Below are 21,064 nucleotides of genomic sequence, written 5' to 3' on the forward strand. Positions count from 1 at the left end.
CATCATTCACACTTCAAATCTAGATGACAGAGGTCGGTTCCTTCCGCCAGTATTGATCGAATTCCTCGAGCTGGGTGAGCGTGGAGAGGTCGGCCATCCGATCCAGGAACAGCTTGCCGATGAGGTGATCCATCTCGTGCTGGATGCACACGGCGAACAGGCCGGTCGCATCGAACTCCACCGCCGCCCCCTGCCGGTCCAGCGCGCGGACCCGGACCATCGAGGGCCGCGTCACCTTTCCGCGGAGCCCGTCTACACTGAGACAGCCCTCCCACATCTCCTCCTGTTGAGGACCGTAGTAGACGATCACCGGATTGATCAGCACGGTATCCGGAAACCCGCCCTCTCCCGGGCACCCCATGACGAGGAGCTGCTGGGAACGGGAGACTTGCGGCGCCGCCAACCCGATGCCCTCCTCTTCGTGCATGGTTTCGAACATGTCCTCGATGAACTGCTGCATCGCCTTGGATCGGATCTCAGCCGGATCCACGGGGCGGGCAAGTTGCCTGAGAACCGGATTGCCGACTTTCGCAACGGGCAGGACCGCCATCACTGCTGCTCCTTGCACAAGCTACGTCACGCAAGGTGCCACCACCTTGCGCACATTTTATAACACAGGCCCCCGCGGAGCCGCAACCAAAGGCCCGGGCAAGAATCCACGTGATAAATCAGCCGGTTCAGCCCTGGGGCTGCGGATTTTTCGGACGGCGCGGATCGGGCAGCTCAAAGGTATCCCGGACCGACGTCCACCAGTCCGCCCATTCCTGGGCCCATTCCTGGCGATTCTCCTTGCTGGAGGAGTCCCAGTCGTGGATCTCGCTCTCATGTCTTGTCAACAGCCAAAGCGAGTGAATGGCCGAGATCGACACGAACCGCTCCGGATCGGAGAGCAGACCGATCAAGACTGGCACGACGGCCTTCTGCCGGACATACCGCGCTTCGAACGCCGCCACCTTCCTGACCGAAGCATTTTGGTCCTTGGCCATCGCCTCGATCGCCGGCGGCGCCAGGGCCGGGTTGAGCCGGACGGTGGCCCGCAAGGCATGCTCGCGCACACGGGGCATGTCATTCGATTCTTTGGCGGCCTCCACCAACGCCGGCGCCGCGCTGGGATCCTTGATCATCAGAAGGGTTTCGATCGCGTTGTACCGGATTCTGGGGCCCGGCATCGTCAGGGCTTTGATCAGCACCGGTACCGCGGGCGCCCCCAAGTGGACGAACTCCCCCATCGCCCAAAATTCCTGTTTCCCTTCCAACAGCGGCAGGAGCGCCTCGGCGCGCTTCAGCTCCTCCGGCCCAAGCGGCTGGTTGGACGGAGGCACCGAGGTCGCTGGCCCCGCTTCCACCTTGGGCGGCAGATCGTAAGGCATCTGCACCGGAACGGGGCGGGCCCACTCCCCTTCCTCGCCCGTCGCCCCGACAAGCCCGGGGCACAATATCACCGCGCTGCAGAGGAGAATGGTGCGCAAATCGCACCCCTCCCGCTGCTTGTGCCGGCTCCGACAAAATTTCATGAACGCCATCGCCAAAATTCCTTTCGACCGTTCGTTGTCGTTTCCAAACTATTCGTCCCCTGGCTGTAGTTCCAATGGTTCGGCAACCCGCGCTTCCCGTTCTCCGCTTCGCCCACGATACACAAGCTGGTAGAGAACCGGCAAGACCATCAGGATCAGCACGGCGGAGGTGAGCATTCCGCCGACCACCACGCGGGCCAACGGCTGCTGAGATTGCGCCCCGATCCCGGTGGCCACCGCCGCCGGGAGCAGCCCGATGGCGGCCGCCAGGGTCGTCATCAGCACGGGACGCATCCGGACCTCCGCGCTCGTCAAGATCGCGGTCCGCAGGTCATGTCCCTCTTCCAAGAGGTCGCGAATCCGGACAATCAGAATCAGACCGCCCTGGATCGCGACCCCGAAGAGAGAGATGAACCCCACCGCGGCGGAGATGCTGAAGTCGGTGCCCGTGAGCACCAGCGAAAAGACGCCGCCGATCAGCGCGAACGGCACCGCGATGAACACCAGCACCGCATCCTTGAGCGAGTTCACCGCCAGGTATACGAGGAACAGCACGATCACCAGGCTGATCGGTACAATCGTGGCCAGCCGTCTCTTCTCGTCCTGCAGTTGATCGTACTCCCCGTGCCATTCGATCCGGTATCGCTCGGGCAGCTGCACCTGCGTGCGGATCCGGGCTTCCGCGTCCTTCACCGTGCTTTCCAGATCGCGGCCTCGGACGCTGAACTTGATCGGGATATAGCGTTCGCTGTTCTCTCGATAAATGATGAACGCCCCGGTTTGATTGGTGATCTCGGCCAGCTGCTTGAGGGGAATCCGCGCCCCTTCCGGCGTGCTGACCTGGATATTTCCGATCGTCTCCATATCCTGGCGGAACTCCGGCAGGAACCGGACCACCAAGTCGAACCAGCGATCCCCTTCATAAACCTGTGTTACCGCCTGCCCTCCGATCGCCGCCTGCACGACGCTGTTCACATCCGCCACCTGCAGTCCGTACCGGGCACACTCTTGCCGATCCACCTTGATGACCAGGTTCGGTTGCCCCAGCAGTCGGAAGATGCCCAGGTCCTTCACGCCCGGCACCTGCCGCATGACCTTCTCGATCTCGACGGCCTTCTCTTCCATCAACTTGAGGTCTGTCCCAAACAGTTTGATGGAGTTCTCGCCTTTGACCCCGGACATCGCCTCCTGAACATTGTCCTGGATAACCTGGGAAAAGTTGAAGTTCACCCCGGGGATCTTCGCGAGCTCCCCTTCGATCTCCTCGATTAGCTTATCCTTCGAGCTCACTTCCAGCCGCCATTCCTTTTTTGGCTTGAGGCTGACCAGAAATTCGGCGTTGGAAAAGCTGGTGGGATCGGTGCCATCGTCCGGTCGGCCGAGTTGCGAGACCGCCCGGTCCACCTCGGGGTAGCGGCGGAAAATACCGCGGATTTCTGCGGCCAAGCGGTCCGCCTGTTCGAAGGAAATGTCCACCGGCATCGTGGCGCGGACCCACAGATTGCCTTCTTCCAGCGCCGGCATAAATTCCCCGCCCAGAAAGGGCACCACCGCCAGCGCAACCAGCAGCAGCGCAACCGCCACACCGACCACGATGAACTCGTGGCTGAGGGCCCAGTGCAGTGCGTCCAGATAGACGCGCCGAATCCAGCGGACCGGGGCCGTTTCCTCCTCGCTGATGTGCCCCGTGAGCAACAACGAACAGAGCGCCGGAGCGAGCGTGAAGGCCATCAGCAAGGCCCCGGTCAATGCGAAGCCATAGGTCAGCGACATGGGGGCGAATATCTTGCCCGGTACGCCGGTCATCGTGAACAGCGGAATGAAGGCGACCACGATGATCGTGGTCGCGAAGAAGATCGGGCGGCCGACTTCCCGCGCGGCCCGCATAATGTGCATCGGGACCGTCAAGCCTGGCCCGGCTCGGTGGGACAGGTGGGCGAAGATGCTCTCCACCATAATGAGCGTGGAGTCCACGATGATGCCGAAGTCGATGGCACCGAGCGAGATCAGGTTGGCCGATTCTCCGACCAACACCATCATGCTGAACGTGAACAACAGCGCCGCCGGCACCGTCAAAGCCACGATCACCGCGGTCCGCATATGTCCCAGGAACACGTAGAGGATGATGAAGACCAGCACGATCCCGCTGATCAGGATGTCCATAACGGTCTCGACCGTGGTGTGGATCAGCACCGTCCGATCGTAAAAGGTCTTCACCTGCACGCCCTTGGGCAATTTCCACGTGTTCAGTTCTTCCACCTTTGCCTTGACCTTCTCGAGCACCGGGAGTGCCTTGGAGCCGCGGGCGAGCAGCACCACCCCTTCCACCACGTCATCCCGATCGTCGATGCCGACCTTGCCCAGGCGGACCCGGTGTCCGACGCTGACCTTGCCCAAATTCCGGACATAGATCGGCGTCCCATCCTTTTCGGCCACGACGACGTTCTCAATATCGTCGAGGCTGTCGATCAGTCCGACGCCCCGCACGTTGAAATTTTGCGCCCCCGCGGTGAGGTAATTGCCGCCGACATTGGCATTGCTGTTGGTCAACCCCGTCATCACTTGGGGCAAGTTCACGCCGTAGCTAATCAACGCACCGGGGTTGAGATCGACATGATATTCCTTGGTCGTCCCACCGAACGCCGTCACATCGATCACGCCCGGCACCCGCTTGAACTCCCGTTGCAGCTTCCAATCCTGCAGGGTTTTCAGCTCGGTGAGAGAGGTTCCGTTTCCGACCAGCTCGTAGCGATAGATTTCGGCAATGGCCCACCAGGGAGACAGGGTCGGCTGAGCCGGGTCCGGGAGATTGAGCATCGACAGGCGGTTGAGCACCTCCTGCCGGTCCCGGAAGTACTCGGTGCGAAAATCGAAGTACACCTTGATGTCGTTGAGACCGAAAATGGACAAGGACCGGGTGTCAGAAAGCCCCGGCATGCCGGCCAGGCCGATTTCAATGGGGATGGCGATCTGACGTTCGATCTCCTCCGCGGACCACCCGGGATACTGGGTGATGATCTCGACCATCGGAGGCGACGGGTCTGGGTAAGCGACCACGTCAAGGATATGGAAGGCGTAAAGCCCCCCAAAGAGCAGCAGCAGGCCGAGGGCGCAGACAAAGAATCGTTGCCGGAGGGCGAACTCAACGATGTGTGGAATCATCGGATTGCACGGATGGGTGAACGATCGGACGGGAACCGCTCGGCAGACATCATCCTTTGACCTCCTGGCCTTTGACCAAGACGGCCCCTTTGGTCACGATTCGCTCCCCCGGTTTGAGCCCATCCACCACCCGCACCTGGTCTCCCGAAGCCGTCGCGATCTTGACCTCGCGCTTGAGATACTTGCCGTCTCCTTGCACGACGTAGACGAAATGCTTGCCGTCCGCTTCCAAGACCGCTTCCTTGGGCACGGTCAGGAAGGCGCTGGCATCGCCGACCTGGATGTGCAGACGGGCGAACATTTCAGGCTTGAGCTTGTGCTCCACATTGGTCACCCAGGCCCGGACCTTGATGGTCCTGGTGTTGGGGTCCACGACATCGCCGATCGCCGCAATGGCGCCGGGGAAGTTGGTAGTGGGATAGGCCTCCACGGTCACAACCGCCACCTGCCCGACGTGGACCAGATCCAAGTCCCGCTCGTACACATCGGCCACGACCTGAAGATTGTCCAAGTCCGCCACCGTAAACAGCACCTGGGACTGGTCGCCGCCCACGATGGAGCCGGGCGTGACGGTCCGCTCTACCACCGTGCCGGTCAGCGGGCTCTTCATGTCGAACCGGGCCGTGATCTTTTGTTCGGCCAACGGCTTGTCCAATTCCCCGGCCGGAACCCGCAGCGAAAGGAGCCGTTCCTTCGCCCGACGAAACTCCGCTTTCGCCTTGACCAGGTCGTTCTCCGCTTGTTTGTAATCCTTGAGGGGAATCGCCTTGTTCTCGTACAAGTCCTTGGCCAGATCATAAGCACGGATGGCAAAGTCCATGTCGGACGCTTCCTTGATGAAATCGGAATAGGCGGAGGTGATGTCCGGGCTGTCGATGATCAGCAGCACATCTCCCGCCTTTACCCGATCGCCCAATTTAGCCCGCACCTCCAAGACCCGTCCCTGCAGGGGAGAGGAAATGCGCGAGTAGCGGTCCTCCCCATACGCAACCTTTCCGGACAGGGTCACGACCGGATTGACCTGGCTCGTTGAGACCACGGCGGTTTCGATGCGTCCCTGCCCGGTTCCGGAGGGAGCGGGAGCAAGGTGGGGGGTCGCCGCGCTGGACGCGGTCGGCTCTTCATGCTGCCCGCAGGACGACAGCAGCAGGAACGGCGCGATCCACAAAACTGAACGAAGCCATCGGATCATGATGTAATCTCCCGCCCGACTGCACTTTCCAACAGGAACACGTTTCGGAGATAGCTATACAGCGCCTCGATATAGCTCTGTTGAATCGTCCGCGACGTCCGGGCCGCGTCGAGCAGGTCCAGGATGGTGGCTCCACCCCGCTCGTAAGCCCGCTCCACGATGGTCAAGGTCGAGCGGGCGTCCTCCAAAACGCCGGCCCGGTAGGCCTCCACCAGCCGACGACTTTGCACCAAGTTGATATAGGCCACGTCCACCTGGGTCTCGACCTGAATCAAGGTCTTGCGAAGATCCGCCTCGGCCTGCTGCACCGAGACTTCGGCTTGCACGATGCCGCCCTGATTGCGATTGAACAGGGGCAACGGCACGCCCATGTTGAGCACCACCTGTTGCTGGTTGTCCGGACCGTGAGCCCCCTGAAGCGCATAGCCACCCCCAATGGTAATGTCCGGGTACTTGTAGGCCTGGGCCAACTTCAGATCGGCCATTCGCTGGGATTGGGTCAGACGCTTGACGCGAATATCCGGCCGGGTCTCCAAGGCGATGATCCGCAACGCATTGATGTCCGGCTCGAACCGGTGGTAGTCCAATTCCGTGGTCAGCACCAGTTCCACAACCGGCCTGAGGTTCAGGAGCACGCGCAAGTCGGCTCTGGCGTTCTCCGCATCCTGGATGGCCTGGATGACTTGCGATTGAAAATCCACCACCTGGAGGCGGATTCTGATCAGGTCCACCTCCGCGATGTAGCCCTTTTTGAACCGGATCGTATTTACCTCCAGGATGCGGGCAAAGCGATCGCGGTTCTCCTCGGCCAAGGCCAGACGCCGCTGGGCCAACTGCACCCGGTAATAGGCATCCTTGACGGTGAAGCTGAGCTGACGGATCGTGTCTTCGAAGTTGGCCTCGGCCGTTTTAGCCCCGAAGGCGGCGCTCTCGATACGGAATCCGCGCTTGCCGGCCATTTCAAAGAGTTGCTGGATCTGAGTGGTAATTTGCCCGCTATCGGACATCGTTTGGAGACGGCCGTTTGATTGGGTATAGGCGCTCAAGGTCCCGATGGACAGATAGGGGTTCGGAAACAAGGCGGCCGTGATCTGCTGGCCCTTGGCCTGATCGATCCCGAACTTGGTGATCAACAGGTCCAGGTTTTCGCGGAGAAAGAGTGCGATCGCTTCGTCCAGACTGAGCCTTGAGACGGATGGTAAGGACGAATCAACCGGCGGCAGCATCGCCTGTTTCGCTGCCGGCTGGGTCCCGGCCTTCACGGAAGACTCGGCCGCGGCAGACCGCCCGGGCAGAAGGCAGACGGCCAACAGAATCACCGTGATCCCAACGCTTCGAAGCGCCACCCCGCACACAGACCGATACCCGCCGCTCACCATGTCAAAAACCATAGTTCCCTTTGCTCGGACCGGGAAACAAGACCTGCCTCTGCGAGGCTCAGTCACATTGACTAATCATTATAGCGAGTTCCCGCAGGCTGTAAAAGCTCAATTTCTGCCGATACCTTCATTGCAACTTCACCTCGGTCCAGGCCCGGTCGTACAAACGGGCGGCTTCGCCCAGATCCGACATCCATTCCAGCCGATCAAAGACGGAATCCGGGGGATAGATGGCAGGATTGTCCCGATATTGCGCCTGCACCAGCGCTTGCGCCTCTCGATTCGATGTCGCAAACAACAGCCGCTCCGTGGTCCTGGCGGCCACGTCACGGTCCAGCAAATAATTGATGAACCGCATGGCCAGTTCTTTGTGCGAAGAGGCCTTGAGCACGACCAGACAGTCGGCCCAGATCGTCGCGCCCTCCTTGGGAATCACATATTTGATCGAGGGACGCTCGGCCATGGCCCTTGCCACCGTCCCGCCCCACCCATGGGCCAGCGTCACTTCGCCATAGGCCAAGAGTTGCTGGTAGTTCTCGCTCGTGTAGGTCTTGACCAGGTCTTTCTGTCTCGTTAGCTTGGCCTTGGCCCTGGCGATCACCACGGGATCGACGGCGTTGGCGGACTGCCCCAGCGTCCGCAGCGCCACCCCGAATACCTCCCGTTGATCGTTCAACATGCTGATCTTGCGCTTATAGCGAGGCTCCCAGAGCGCCTCCCAGCTGTCGGGCGGCACGGGTATCACGGCTGAATCGTAGCCGATGCCCACCGTTCCCCAGAGATAGGGAATGGAGTACTGATTGTCGGGATCGAAGGGCAAATGCTGCAATCGTTCGAACACCAACCGGACGTTCGGAATCCTGTCCAGGTCCAGCTCAGCCAGCAAGTCCTGCTTGATCATGATGGCGACCATGAAATCCGACGGCACCACCACGTCATAACCGCCGGCCCCGCTCTGCAGCTTGGCCAGCAGCTCTTCATTGCTCCCGAAGGTGTCCACCACGACCTTCACGCCGGCCTCCCGCTCGAAGGCCTGGATCACATTCTTGTCCGCATAATCGGACCAGGTGAAGTAATGCAGCGTGACCGGCGGACCTCCGGCGAACCTGGCCGGCAGCCCGCTCATAAGGCCATCGCCGGGCCATTGCTGATGGACCACAAGGAGGACTAGGGCGGACAACAACACACCCTGCACTATTTTCCACGGCCACTGGTATTGTGAGAGATTCATATGTGCTCGCTATATAGAAAAGGGTATCCCCATTCAGACCTGGACGAGCCCATCCTCCACGGCGGAAGGCATGGCACGCACACGATGGTTTCAGGCGTCGAGACGGAACGGATTTAGCGAACCGGGGGGGCGCGAGCGACGGAAAAACGGAGCAACAGATACGAAGAGCCGCCAGGGCGCTGCGGATCGGACGTGCTGCGTGCAACGGCAGGCGACAGCAGGGACAGATAGCAGCCGGCGAAGTCCTGCTGGTGATCGGACAGGGGGAGTGCCCCCTTGTCTTCAGCCGGATCCGCTTCGTCCCAATCCTCCAACGCCGCCTGCGTGAGTGAAACATCCGAGGCCTGACTGGAGGGAAGCCCGACCAGACATACAAACAACAAGAGCGCGACGAAGAAACAGCCCCCCGCTCGCAAAGATGGGAGCATGGAGGCACGCCGGCTTCGAGTTATCGTCAGTTTCACGCCAAGCCTCGGCATCAATAAAAACGCGCTCTTGAAGCTTCGGAGTTCCTACTCCCTAACACAGGTTTTTACGTCTGTCAACGAACCGGCCGCTTGTTCACCGCCGCTGCAAGGCCAGTGAAGCGCCGATCAGCGCCATGGAGACCGCGACCAGGACGGCCGAGAGCGCATTGATCGCCGGCGTCACGCCGGATTTGACCATGGAATAGACATAGAGCGGCAAGGTTGTGGACCCGGGTCCCGCCGTGAAAAAGGTCACAATGAAATCGTCCAGTGAAATCGTGAATGCCAGCAGGACCGATCCCAGAATCGCCGGCATCAGCAGCGGCAACGTCACGCGGCGGAACGCCTGCCACGACGTCGCCCCCAGATCGCGCGCCGCCTCTTCCAACGACGGGTCCAGCTTCCGCAGCCTGGCCCTCACGATGACCAGCACGATCGGCACATTAAACGCCGCATGGCCGATCGTGACGGTGATCAGGCTGAGCGGCAGCTTCACCAGCAGGAAGAACAGCATCAACGAGACGCCCATCATGATTTCCGGAATCACCAGCGGCAACAACATGGCCCCTTCCACGACCTCCCGCCCGCGGAACGGACGCCGCTCCAGCCCCACCGCGGCACACACGCCCAGCCCGGTCGCGACCACGGTCGAGACCACCGCGACCACCAGGCTGTTCCGGACGGACAGGCCCAGGGCCGTCTCCTCCGCCAGCAGCCGATACCACTCCAGCGTGAACCCCTGCCAGGTCGCCGACAGGCGCGACGCATTGAAGGAGAACAGGATCAGGACAATGATCGGCGCATAGAGAAACACCAGGTTCGCCACGCTGGCGCTCAACAACCAGGGCTGTCGTCGGCTGCTCATCCTCGTGCCCACTCCTTGCCCCTGCCGGCCCCCTCCGCACGCAAGTAGATCGCCAGACCGAGCAGCACCGACGCCATCAGCACCAGCGAAATCGCCGATCCGAAAGGCCAATCCCTGGCCACGAGAAACTCATGCTGGATCAGGTTGCCGATCATCATGGTCCTCGCGCCCCCCATCAAGTCCGGCGTCATGAAGGCGCCCACTGACGGGATGAACACCAGGATGCAGCCGGCCGCCAGCCCCGGCTTCGTGAGGGGCACGATCACGCGCCACAGGACGGCCCAGCGAGAGGCATAGAGGTCCCAGGCCGCTTCTACCAGCGAGGGAGACAGCCGTTCCACCGCCGCATAGAGCGGCAGGATCATGAAGGGCAGGTAGCCATAGACCAGGCCGATCACGATGGCCGTTTCGGTATAGAGGACGTCGACCGGACTGCCGATAAGGCCCAGGCCGGCCAGCACCTGGTTCATCAGGCCCTCGGTGCGGAGAATGAAGATCCAGGCATAGGTCCGGACCAGAAAGTTGGTCCAGAAGGGAATCATGACCAGGAGCAGCCAGATGCCCTGCCGACGGGCGGGGAGCCGCGCAATGTAATAGGCGATCGGGAACCCCAAGGCCAGACACAAAGCCGTCGTGACGAACGCCAGGAGGACCGACCGGAGAAAGACCTTCACGTAGAGGGGGTCGAGGACGTTCGCATAGTTGGCCAGACTCAGGATCCATACCACCCCGCCGTAGGTCCCGCGCGACGCGAAGCTGATGGCCAGCATCAGCGCCAGCGGCACGAAAAAGAAGAGCCCCAGCCAGGCCAGCGCAGGGAGAAGAAGCAGACTGGGAGGGCGCGGAACGAGAGTCGCACGAACGGATGCAGGCCGGTCGGGTGCAAGCACATCGGGGTTCACTCGGGCAACACCACCGCTTCCTCGGCACGCCAGCGGAGCCATACGGACTCCCCCGGTTGGTAACGCTTCTGCCCGTTGCCGGTATTGGGAACCAAGGCCTGCCAGGAGAGACGATCGGAGAGCGCCAGGAAATACTGCGTCTCGCTCCCGTTGTAAATGACTTTGCTGACCCGGGCGGGCAGCACATTATCATAGCCGTCCACCTGCACGTCCGCCGAGAGGTGCAGCCGCTCCGGACGCAGGACCAGCGTCGCCGGACTGCCGATCCCGACGCCGGCCGGACAAATGGCCGCCACAGGGAACGTCGCAGGCAGATCGGCTGCTCGCACCGTGCACCGGGGCCCGCTCACCGTCTCGATCCGTCCGGTCAGACGGTTGGACCGGCCGATAAAGTTGGCCACGAACACCGACTGGGGCGCCTCGTAGATGTCCCGCGGGCTGCCGACTTGCAGCAACCGCCCCTGCCCCATCACCGCAACACGGTCGGACATCGTCAGCGCTTCTTCCTGGTGATGGGTCACGCAAATAAAAGTCAGGCCCACCCGTTCCTGGATGGTTTTGAGCTCCACCTGCATGTCCGTGCGCAACTGCTGATCCAACGCCCCCAAGGGCTCGTCGAGCAGCAGGACCGCCGGCCGATTGACCAGGGCACGCGCCAGCGCCACCCGTTGCTGCTCCCCGCCCGACAGCTGCGCGGGTAACCGGTCCTGCTTGCCCTGCAAGCGCACCATGTCCAGCGCCTCCTCCACGCGCGCGGCAATGTCGGCGCGGGGCACGCGGCGCATCTCCAAGCCGAAGGCGATATTGCCGGCGACGGTCAGGTGGGGAAACAAGGCGTAGGACTGGAAGACGAGATTGACCGGCCGCTCATTGGGAGGGACCCCGCGCACCGAACATCCGTCGATCAGGATGTCGCCCGCGTCGGGCGACTCGAAGCCCGCCAGCATGCGCAAGATCGTCGTCTTGCCCGACCCGCTGGGCCCCAGGATGGAAAAAAACTCGCCGCGCCGGATGCTGAGGGAGACCCGGTCCACGGCAAGGGTATCGCCATGCCGCTTGCTGACGTCCCGCAATTCGACGCTGGACTCAGCCATGCCCTGCACGCCCGCTACCGCGCCAGACCTATCTTCGAACGGCGTTGCCGCGTCTGCTTCCGCAATCGCACCAACTCCCGGTGCTCCTCCAGCAACTCCCGCCGCAATACTTCATGGTCTGCGCTCACGATCCTGACCAGACGGTCGGCATCCTCCGCATGGTCCCGCACCAGCTCCGACAGGGTCCTGACCTGACGCTCCAACCGATCCACCCGCCACAGCAGACTCTGCAACAGTGGTTGCGTGGCACCGTCCAGCGGCAGCTTGTCCAACCGCTTCTTGACTTTCGCGAGGCCCGTACTCCGCTTCGGCGTTGCCTGCCTGGGCATGCTCCCTCCTCTGTGCATCAATGCGCTGCCGATATTAAGGGGCTAGTATCGTCCGACCGGCGGCGGCTGTCAATCGTTCCGCGGCTTCCTATTTGATTGCGCTCCTGTTACAATTTCGCCCGTATGCAAAGCATCCTCGCTATGGTCCTGGCCGGCGGCAAAGGGGAACGCCTCTTTCCATTGACCCAGCATCGCGCCAAACCGGCGGTGCCCTTCGGCGGCAAGTACCGGATCATCGACTTTACCCTCAGCAACTGCCTTAATTCCGGCCTCCGGAAGATCGCGGTGCTGATCCAATACAAATCCCACTCCCTCGACCGCCACATCCGGACCGGCTGGAACATCCTGAATCCGGAGCTTGGAGAGTTCATCGCCTCGATCCCGCCCCAGCAGCGCATCAGCGAAGACTGGTACCGGGGCACCGCCGACGCCGTCTTCCAGAACCTCTTCCTGCTGGACAACGAGCAGCCGGCCTTCATCCTGATCCTGGCCGGCGACCATATCTACAAGATGGATTACTCGGAGATGTTCGACTTCCTGCAAGAGAAGCAGGCGGATGTGGTGGTGGGCGCCATCGAGATCCCCATGCAGGAGGCCGGCCGGTTCGGGGTCATCGGCGTCGACGAGCAATACCGAATCCAGCAGTTCGCGGAAAAACCCGAGCACCCTACGCCGATCCCGAACGACCCCGACCATGCCTTTGTCTCGATGGGGATCTACCTATTCCGAACCGACGCGCTGCGCGATCACTTGATGCGCGACGCCAAGGAGGACAGCCTTCACGACTTCGGCCGGAACATCATTCCCCGCATGATCCGGGAGAACCGGGTCTTCGCCTTCAAGTTCCAGGATGCGAACCGTAAAGCCGTCAAGTACTGGCGCGACATCGGGACGCTGGACGCCTACTGGGAAGCGAACATGGACCTGGTCGCCGTGGACCCCCTCTTCAATCTCTACGACCAGCACTGGCCGATCCGTACCTATCAAGGCCAGTTCCCGCCCGCTAAGTTCGTATTCGCCCAGGACTTCCAGGGGGGGCGGATGGGCGTGGCGCTCGATTCCATTGTCTGCGGCGGTTGCATCATCTCCGGCGGCCGGGTGCAAAATTCCCTGCTCTCGCCCAACGTCATCGTCCAGGACCATGCGGATGTCCGGGAGTCCATCGTGATGGAAAACGTGACGATCGGTGAACAGTGCCGCATCCGGCGCGCCATCATCGACAAAGACGTCGTGATCCCGCCCAAGACCGAGATCGGCTATGACATGGAGGCCGACCGGAGCCGCTTTACCGTGACCGAGTCCGGCCTAGTGGTTATTTCCAAGGGAATGAAATTGCATGCCTCCGTCAATCCATCCGGTTGACCTGATCAACGCCCTGCGCGCCAAGCACCTGACCCCGGCCATCGTCTTTCTGACTTCGCGCCGCGCCTGCGACGACGCGATGCAAGCCTTCGAGCGCAGCCAAGTCGAAATCCCGCCCGCGCGCCAGGACGCCATCGCGGCGGTGCTTGCGGAGCTGGTCGCGCAGTATCCGAGCATCGCCGAGCATCCCCTCCAATCCGTGGTGCAGCGCGTCGGCGTGGCCGCGCACCACGCGGGGCACCTGCCGTCCTGGAAAATCGCCATCGAAGAACTCATGCGGCAGGGTTGTTTAGACGCCGTCTTCGCCACCACCACCCTGGCGGCCGGCGTGGATTTCCCGGCCCGCACCGTGGTGATCACCCAATCCAGCGTGCGCAAGAGCCGGGACTTCACCGACCTGACCATCAGCGAAGTGCAGCAACTCGCCGGCCGGGCCGGGCGGCGCGGGAAAGATCTGGTCGGCTTCGCCGTGCTCACCCCCTCCCCCTACATTGATTTGAGCGTGATCACCAAGGGCCTGACCGGCCAGCCGGAGGCGATCGACAGCCAGTTCGTCATCTCCTATCCGATGATCCTGAATTTGCTCAAAGCCCACCCGCTGGATCAGATCCAGGCCATCCTGGCCAAGAGCTTCGCCCAGTTTCAACTCAACCGCCGGGCGGAAATCTTGGAAAACAAGCTGGATGTCCTGCACGTCCAGATGGAGCCCTATGGCCCGCGCGTCTGCACGGACTGGATCACGCAATGGCAGGTCTTCGACCATGCCCGGAAACAGAAAGCCAACCGCGTGCAGATCAAACGGCACGAGTCGCCCGAGCTGACCGCCAGGCTGCAATTCCTGACGCCCGGCCGGGTGGTCGGGGTGCCCAAAGCCCGCGGGATCATCCTGCGCCAGTACCGCAGCAAGGGCCAGAGACAGCCAATGCTCACGCTCCTGCGACCGGGCGGAGCCGTCACGGAATGTCCGGCCTCAACCGTCATCCAAGTGTTCGACAAGACCTTCGAGGTAGCCGAAGCCCCTGTGTATCCCTGGTGCACGCCGGGCTGCCTGGATGAGCTGACGCACCAGGCGGACGACCTGCCGGTGCGGATGCCAGTGCTGCCCATCCTCGTGCAGGAGAAACCGGAAGAAAGCCAGATCGTGCAGACATTGAACGACGAGTTCCCCTGCCCCACCTGCCCGTCGCGGCCCGCCTGCCAGAAGGACCATGCGGGGGCGCTCAAGCTCCGGCAGGAGGTGCACCGGAACCAAAAAATGATCCAGGCCCTGCACACGGGGCTCTGGCACCGCTTCCAGTCCCGCACCGAGGTCTTGCAACAGCTCGGCTACCTGACACCCACCTGCCAGCTGACCGAGATCGGCGAATGGGCCAGGCTGATCCGGATCGACCACTCTCTGCTGATCACCGAACTGATCCGCGCCGACGCCTTCAGCGGGATCGAGCCGCAGGTCCTCGCCGGTATCATGTCCAGCATCGCACACGACGACGACCGCCCCGGCGCCTTTCCTCGCATCAGTCCGGGGTTGGCCTCGCTCTTGGGGCAAGTGCGACACCTCGCCGAGTCGTTGGAGCCGCACGAAGCCCCCCCGCTCCTGCGCGCCGATATCGCGGCCGTCACGGAGCGGTGGATCGGCGATCCGACCTTGACCTGGATCGGCCTCTGCCGCCTGACCACCATGGCCGAAGGCGACATCTACCGATTGCTGGCCAGAACCCTGGAATTTCTGTCACAGATCCATACGCTGCGGGGCACCCATCCTGGCCTCGCCGACTGTGCCAGCCGCGCGATCAAGGCCTTACGGAGGGGCGTGCTTGAAGAGTTACCGTAAAACACGATGGATAAGGCATAACACATTAGATTTAAAGTGAAATAAATCTGAAATATATGACCACAGACGAACTTGAAAAACTCCTCGAAGAACAGCCGGTCAGCCGTCTGCACCGGCTGGCTCGGGGGCGCATCCACCGGCACTTCCGTCTGGGCAAACGCCGGCTGATCGAAGCGTTGTTGCGGTGCACGCCGGAGAACCGGCCCGGGCTGGAATCCGACCTGCAAGCCCTCATGCAAGAGCCGCTGCCCGCGCCGCCCGTTGCCGCCAAGGAGCGGCGCCCGGCAGGCCCGCAGCCGGCCAGGTCCGGCAGCCTACGCAGCGCCCATCCGGCCCAGGCCGAACCGACCGAGCCGGCCACCGATCTCACATCGTTCCTGGAGGGCATCGGCGTCCCAGCGCCCCAACCCTTCGTGCCGGATGGCTGGCAGGAGGAGGCCGTGGCGCACCTGGCCACCGGAGACGTGATCGTCAGCGTGCCGACCGGCAGCGGCAAGACCTATGTCGCGCTGGAAGCCACCAGGAGGGCGATCGCGGCGGAGCGGACCGTGATCTATACGTCGCCCCTGAAGGCCCTGTCGAACACCAAGTTCACCGAATTCTCGCGGCTGTTCGGGCCGGACAAGGTCGGGATCCTGACCGGGGACCGGAAGGACAACGCGCAAGCCCCGCTCCTGATCATGACCACCGAAATCTTGCGGAACCTGCTCTACGACGCGGCGAGCGGCGAGATCGACGTGCGGTTGGACACCTTGGGACTGGTCATCATGGACGAGTCCCAATATATTTCCGATCCGGAACGCGGCGTGGTCTGGGAAGAGACGATCATCTTCTGCCCGGCCCAGGCGAAGCTGCTCCTGCTCTCCGCTTCCATCGGCAACCCGCAGGATGTGGCCGACTGGCTCACCAGCATCAGGCCCAGCCCCTGCCACCTGATCCGGCATAACCGCCGCACTGTGCCCTTGCGGGCCGGCTACCTCCACCCCAACGGCAAACTCTCGCCCCTCTTCCGGTCCGTCGGCATTCCTCACGGACAGGGAGGCGCCCTCCACCCGGAGGCCAAGCGGCTCTTTGCTCAGTATGAGGAAGAGACCATCAGGCCGCGCCGTTAGCATCTCGAACAATACGCCCAGCTCCAGTCCGCAAGCTAGAAAGATGCATGCAGAAGACCGGACTTATTGCTGCATTGCAAAGCCTGCCTCGAAACTTTCTTCGTCGACGCTCAGCGCCGGCCCTGGCCAAAAGCACCGATATAGGTCCCTCCCGTTCCCTTAGAAAGCAACGGCGAGCCGGGTCTCAGCCGGAAATCCCCCCGCATGTCGTCCACGAACAATGGATCGGCTGAGATGTTGGTGCCGGAAGGGGTGACGTCGAGGTAGTTGCCTTCGGGGTTGCCGTAGACATTGTTGTGTTCGATCCGGGTTTCGGACTTCCGCACGACGATGCCCTTGCTGTTGAAGGCCACGATGTTGTTGTAGAGCGTGACCTTGCTGCCCACCTCTCTGCCGGGTGAAAATGCATCGGTATAGACGCCGATGTAGACCCCGCTGCCGCTGTTGCCATATTTGCGCGACTCGGCGGAAGTATTCCGCACGATCGTATTGTTCTCCAGCGCCACCTCCGATCCGAGAATGTCCAGGCCAATGTCGTTGTCCTGAATCAGGTTATGTTCCAGCTTGACGTTCTGCGCGTTATTGATGCCAAGGCCCATCCCCCAGCCGGAGACCACACAGTTCTTGATCAAAACCGGCTTGTTGCCTCCTACCCGGATGCCCTCGATCAACTCGCCCTTGTCCGTGCGCTTGGCATAGCCGAGGAAGTGGACGTTCTCCAGCGTCAGGTCCTCGTTGTAGGTAGAGAAGTCCCCTCCCCGTATCGTCATCCCGCTGATCTTGATCCGTCTGGGCTCCTTGCTGTCCCAGCCGAAGGTGATCGCCGGCCCCCGTGACGCGCGCATGCTCTTCGTGAACTCGTCCTTGGGGGTCATGTCCACCAGGACCTTTCTCGGATCGGTCGAATTCCCCAGCAGCGTAACAGAAACCTCGATCGAGAAATCGGGTTCCACATAGGTGCCCGGCTCGATCTTCAAGGTGTCGCCGGCGAAGGCCTCCTTGAGCGCCTGCGCGATGGAGGTGTAGTCGCCGCTGCCGTCCGCCGCCACCAGGATCGTCCTGGGCCCGGATCCGGTGCGGCTGGCGGTGCGATCCTTCTTGCGCAGCTCTCCGAGGTAGTTCTTGCAGTCGTAATTGTCCGGCTCCACCTGGAGCGCCCTGGTGCAATCGGCGATGGCGGCCCGGAGATCCCCCTTCTTTTCTCGCATCTGGGCTCTTTTGAAATAGAGTCGGCCATATTTGGGTTGGAATTCGATGGCCTTGGTGTAGTCCTTGATGACCCCTTCCACCTCTCCCTGCTGCTCGCGCAGCTCCGCTCGTCGGATATAGGCCCAGGAATCGGAGGGATTGCGTTCGATGGATTTGGTGTAGTCCTGCATCGCCCCGGCAAAATCTTTCATTTCGATCCTGAGAGCGCCTCGAATCTGATAGTAATCGGTCCCGGTCCCCTTGGGTTGCAGGGCGATGGCCTGGGAGTAGTCCTGCAGGGCTCCGTCTAGGTCCTTCAATTCCCTTTTGAACCCCGCCCGGAAGCCATAGACGTCAGGATTGTCGGGCAGCAATCGAACGGCCTGGTTCGCGTCTTCCAAGGCGCCCTGCAGATCCTGAAACTGATTTTTTCTGAAGTTCGCCCGTTTCTGGTAGTTCTCGGAGGTGGGGCTCATCCGGATGATCTCCGCATAGTCCTGAAGAGCGCCTCTCGGGTCCTTTAAGTACACCTTCACGTCGATCCGGTTGAAATAGAGATTGAGGTTCTTGGGGTCCGCGGCGATGGCGCGGTCGTAGTCCTGCAAGGCGCCCACATAGTCCTGACTGGACGATCGCGCGCCGGCGCGCCGCACATAGAGCTGCGAAAGGTCGGGCGCCATCTCCAGCAACCGGCTGTAGGTGGCCGCCACCTTCTGCGACCGCTGCGTGTAATCCTCCTTGCCGGTCAAGCCGAAATCCTCGATCGCCGAATAGGTCCAGTAGTCGTCTGGATTCTTCCTGATCACCGCCAGGGCGTCCTTGAGGGCGCTGTCCATGTCACCCTGCCTGGCCCGAATGCCAGCCATCTTGAGCTGCAGGCTGGGGCTCGGCGACAGCTCATAGGCTTTGGAGTAGTCCTGCAGAGCCCCGTAGAGATCGCTGAGCTTGTTTTTCCGAAACTCGGCGCGCGTCTCGTAGTTGGACCCGTCGGACTGGACCTCGACGGCCTTGGAGTAGTCCTCCAGCGCCCCGTCCAAATCGTTGAGTTCGATCTTGAGCTCCGCCCGGTTGCGGTAATACCAGTCATAGCCCGGGTTCAGCTCGATGGCTCTGGTGGTGTCCTCGATCGCCCCTTTCAGATCCTTGAGCTCATATTTCTTAAAGGAGGCCCGATCCCAGTAGCCCGAGGCGGTCGCCACCATGCGGACATACTGTTCCATGTCCTGCAGGGCGCCGGGGATGTCTTGCGCCTTGACCTTGAGCTTGGCCCGAAACGTCAACAGACCGGCGTCCCGTGGATAGGCCTGCATGACTTTGGTGGCGTCGTCCAGCGCACCCTCGAAATTCTTGAACACGTCGGCCTTGAAGGTGGCCAGGTTCTTGTAGTTGTCTACGGACGGGTTGAGCTGGACCGCCTTGTCGTAATCCTTAAGCGCGCCCTCGTTGTCCTTAAGACTGGCGCGCCAGCCGGCGCGCAGCCTGTAGGCGTCGTCCTGATTCGGCGCCAGCTCGATGGCTTTCGTCGCGTCCTCGACCGCGCCGGCCACGTCGCCGATTTGATAGCCGCTCCGAAACGTGGCCCGGCTGAGGTAGCTGGCGGCGACGGGCTGGACCTTGATGAGCTGGGCGTACTCCTTCAAGGCCCCTTCCTTGTCCTGCAGGGCCAGACGAAGGTCGGCGCGGGCTTCATAATGGCTCGGGTCGTTCGGAGCCAGTTGCATCGCCTGGGTCACGTCAGCCAGGGCGGCCTGCGGGTCATTCAAGGAGTAGCGAGAAAAGTAGGCGCGCTTCCGGTAGTTCTCGGGGGTGGGGTGCCTCCGGATGATCTCGTCATAGTCCTGCTTGGCGCCTTCCGTATCTTTCAGCTTGAGCCTGATCTCCGCCCGATAGGTGTAGCCCTCGTCCTCTGCCGGCGCAATGTCCACCGCCTTGGTCGCATCGGCCAGGGCGCCGTTCAGATCGTTCAGCTTGTCTTTCTTGAATGAGGCCCGGCGGCGGTAGTTGGCCGGAGTCGGCTGGAGGCTGACGACTTTGCTTAGGTCCTGCAGCGCGCCGTCTCTATCGGCCAGATCGGCCCGGAGATCGGCGCGGTAGCCGTAGTTATAGTCGTAGGTTGGCTCTAACTCGATGGCCTTGTTGACATCCTCCAGCGCCGCCTTGAGATGCTTCGTCGTGTAGCGCCGGAAGGAGGCGCGCGACATGTAATTTTCAGGCGAGGAATTGAGCTCAAGGGCCTTGGCATAATCCTGACTCATGCCCTCCGTATCGCGGGATTCCCTGAGCCCGGCCCGGTAGATGTACGCCTTGTCGTTTCGCGGAGACAGCTCAATGGACTTGTTGGCGTCATCCAGAGCTCCCTTGAGGTCATTCAAACTGTAGCGTCGGAAATACGACCGGTCATGATAGGCGTCGCTGCTTGGGTTCAGGCTGACCACCTTGGCCCAATCGTCCCCGGCGCCTTTGACGTCCCCGAGCGTGAACTTGAGCGAAGCCCGCTGCCGGTAGAGCCAGTCGCTCTGGGGGTCTGTCTTGACAGCGACGTCAACCAGCTCGAGCGCTTTCGTCCAGTCGCTCTTTGCTCTTGCCTTCGTGTCCGGTCCGGTGGTGTAGGACAACAGGTCCCCGCGCATCTTGAGCAGCCGCCATTCCTTCGGAGCGAGGGCAATGGCCTTGGTGTAGTCCTCGATCTGGGCCGGCCGTGGCTGCTGGGTTTGAGCACGGTAGGCGTAGAGCCAGGGATTGTCAGGGGCACGCCGGAGGAGGGCCGTGAACTGCTCGAAGGCGGTGGAATTCGCCGGCTTGGTGTAAAGGAGCGTCCCATAGGCCGGCAGGCTTTGGGGCTCGATAAGGATCGCCTTGACGAGATCCTGCACCGCGCAGTCCCGGTCGCTGAGAGCGGTCCTGGCTTTGCCTCTGATCTCATAGGCCAGCGCATATTGAGGGGCACGTTCGATCGCTTGCGAAAGGTCGCGAACGGCCTCCGTATGTTGCTTGAAGACATAGAACCCGATGCCGCGGACCAGCCAGTCGTCGGCTGTGGCGGGCTGCAGCGTGAGGATCGGTTGCGCCTCCCGCCTGGCCCAGTCCGCCCGGCCAAGTTCAAACTGGCTCAACGCCCCCAAGGCCCGGGCCAGCGGCCAGTCGCCCTTCTGTCCAAGCGCCTTGGCGAACTGATCGATCGCGCCCTGCAGATTATGCCGGTCCCGCTCGAGCTTGCCCTGAACGAAGGATTTCCAGGCCGGAGCCGATTCCCCCGCGCCGAGGAGACCCTGTTTTTCAACCTTGCCGCCGGTGGGTTGCGGACAGGAGCCGGACTGCTGGCCGTCTTTCTGCAACAGCTCGGCTGAGGACAGCAGTGGATTCGACAGCGGAAGCAGCACAACCAGGAGGCAGCAGGCAAGCCGGAGGATCAGCGTCATCATCACACCCTCATTTC

Annotated in this window: 15 protein-coding genes; 3 read left to right on the plus strand and 12 right to left on the minus strand. The window is 61.9% G+C overall.

Going from position 1 to position 21,064, the window contains the following annotated elements:
• Positions 1–19 precede the first annotated feature (19 nt).
• From def to EPO61_08175, 11 genes are all read right to left on the minus strand, one after another.
• Complete coding sequence (gene def / locus EPO61_08125; protein ID TAJ08862.1) at positions 20–550, minus strand: peptide deformylase; 531 nt, start codon at positions 548–550, stop codon at positions 20–22.
• A gap of 127 nt (positions 551–677) precedes the next feature.
• Entirely contained in the window at positions 678–1,514 is an 837-nt protein-coding gene (locus EPO61_08130; GenBank protein TAJ09007.1) for a HEAT repeat domain-containing protein, read from the minus strand.
• Between the two features lie 48 nt (positions 1,515–1,562).
• Positions 1,563–4,676: an efflux RND transporter permease subunit gene (locus tag EPO61_08135; protein TAJ08863.1), complete on the minus strand. Its 3,114-nt coding sequence runs from the start codon at positions 4,674–4,676 to the stop codon at positions 1,563–1,565.
• 49 nt (positions 4,677–4,725) lie between these two features.
• Positions 4,726–5,868 (minus strand): efflux RND transporter periplasmic adaptor subunit, encoded by a 1,143-nt coding sequence (locus EPO61_08140; protein ID TAJ08864.1) that lies wholly within the window; start codon positions 5,866–5,868, stop codon positions 4,726–4,728.
• A complete protein-coding gene (locus tag EPO61_08145; GenBank protein TAJ08865.1) occupies positions 5,865–7,259 on the minus strand; it encodes a TolC family protein in 1,395 nt (464 codons plus the stop codon). The genes EPO61_08140 and EPO61_08145 overlap by 4 nt, the downstream gene beginning before the upstream one ends.
• 115 nt (positions 7,260–7,374) lie before the next feature.
• Positions 7,375–8,478 (minus strand): spermidine/putrescine ABC transporter substrate-binding protein, encoded by a 1,104-nt coding sequence (locus EPO61_08150; GenBank protein TAJ08866.1) that lies wholly within the window; start codon positions 8,476–8,478, stop codon positions 7,375–7,377.
• 113 nt (positions 8,479–8,591) lie between these two features.
• Complete coding sequence (locus tag EPO61_08155; protein TAJ08867.1) at positions 8,592–8,906, minus strand: hypothetical protein; 315 nt, start codon at positions 8,904–8,906, stop codon at positions 8,592–8,594.
• 133 nt (positions 8,907–9,039) lie between these two features.
• A complete protein-coding gene (locus EPO61_08160; GenBank protein ID TAJ08868.1) occupies positions 9,040–9,810 on the minus strand; it encodes an ABC transporter permease in 771 nt (256 codons plus the stop codon).
• Entirely contained in the window at positions 9,807–10,754 is a 948-nt protein-coding gene (locus tag EPO61_08165; protein ID TAJ08869.1) for an ABC transporter permease, read from the minus strand. The genes EPO61_08160 and EPO61_08165 overlap by 4 nt, the downstream gene beginning before the upstream one ends.
• Entirely contained in the window at positions 10,709–11,806 is a 1,098-nt protein-coding gene (locus tag EPO61_08170) for an ABC transporter ATP-binding protein (GenBank protein TAJ08870.1), read from the minus strand. The genes EPO61_08165 and EPO61_08170 overlap by 46 nt, the downstream gene beginning before the upstream one ends.
• Before the next feature lie 14 nt (positions 11,807–11,820).
• A complete protein-coding gene (locus tag EPO61_08175; GenBank protein TAJ08871.1) occupies positions 11,821–12,135 on the minus strand; it encodes a hypothetical protein in 315 nt (104 codons plus the stop codon).
• Positions 12,136–12,258: 123 nt separating this feature from the next.
• Between EPO61_08175 and glgC the strand changes: the two genes are divergently transcribed.
• Genes glgC through EPO61_08190 form a run of 3 tightly spaced genes read left to right on the plus strand, consistent with a single transcriptional unit; the run spans position 12,259 to position 16,440 of the window.
• Positions 12,259–13,497 carry a glucose-1-phosphate adenylyltransferase gene (gene glgC / locus EPO61_08180; GenBank protein ID TAJ08872.1) on the plus strand — a complete coding sequence of 413 codons (1,239 nt, stop codon included), beginning with the start codon at positions 12,259–12,261 and terminating at the stop codon, positions 13,495–13,497.
• A complete protein-coding gene (locus tag EPO61_08185; GenBank protein TAJ08873.1) occupies positions 13,472–15,328 on the plus strand; it encodes a hypothetical protein in 1,857 nt (618 codons plus the stop codon). The genes glgC and EPO61_08185 overlap by 26 nt, the downstream gene beginning before the upstream one ends.
• 56 nt (positions 15,329–15,384) lie before the next feature.
• Positions 15,385–16,440 carry a DEAD/DEAH box helicase gene (locus EPO61_08190; GenBank protein ID TAJ08874.1) on the plus strand — a complete coding sequence of 352 codons (1,056 nt, stop codon included), beginning with the start codon at positions 15,385–15,387 and terminating at the stop codon, positions 16,438–16,440.
• A 110-nt stretch (positions 16,441–16,550) separates the two neighbouring features.
• Here the strand turns inward: EPO61_08190 and EPO61_08195 are convergent, their stop codons facing one another.
• On the minus strand, positions 16,551–21,050 hold the full coding sequence (locus EPO61_08195) for a hypothetical protein (GenBank protein ID TAJ08875.1): 4,500 nt from the start codon (positions 21,048–21,050) through the stop codon (positions 16,551–16,553).
• Positions 21,051–21,064 lie beyond the last annotated feature (14 nt).

The sequence above is a fragment of the Nitrospirota bacterium genome, assembly GCA_004296885.1.
Classification (GTDB): domain Bacteria; phylum Nitrospirota; class Nitrospiria; order Nitrospirales; family Nitrospiraceae; genus SYGV01.